1 pseudogene is annotated in these 638 nt (G+C 44.4%); it reads left to right on the top strand.

From position 1 onward, the window contains the following. Nucleotides 1-638: pseudogene (locus R7Q11_RS27180) on the top strand (hypothetical protein); the annotation flags it as partial.

Consider the following 638-nt stretch of genomic DNA (forward strand, 5'->3'; position numbering starts at 1 on the left):
CTTTAACAACTACTCGTTATTACTGTGAAACAGCAACAATGTGCGAGGCTAAGCAATCTTATTTTGCGTCCGGTGGCGACTTAGTAAAAGAGAGTTATTACACGGGAAATGAATGTGTTGGCTCTGCTGATGACTATACGAATGATCCTTATTATCCGCCAATTACTCAACCGGACGACCCTGACGTCACTGACCCAACACACGACCCTGACGACCCTACTGGCGGTGATATTGAAGACCCTAGTGTTTTACCGGACTCTGATAGTGACGTTGTCGTTCCGAAGCCTCCAACAGATGAACCAGATGTTGAGGACCCGCCCACGGATGAATCAACAGATACGGCGGTTGTTAACGCAATAACCGGAATGAATAAGGATGTTAACAAGGCTCTGAATGATATGAACATTGATATCAATCAGGCTAGTGCTGATGTTCAAAACCAAATCATCGCGCTCAATGCTTCGGTTGTGACTAATACGCAAGCCATTCAAAAGCAGCAAGCTAATGACAACGAGATTTACCGAAAAACTAAAGCGCTTATCCAGCAAGCCAATGCTGATATCACAACTGCCGTGAATCAGAATACCAATGCGATTAATGGTGTTGGTGATGATGTTGAGAAAATTGCAGGTGCAATG

It is taken from the genome of Vibrio sp. 970, assembly GCF_033339075.1.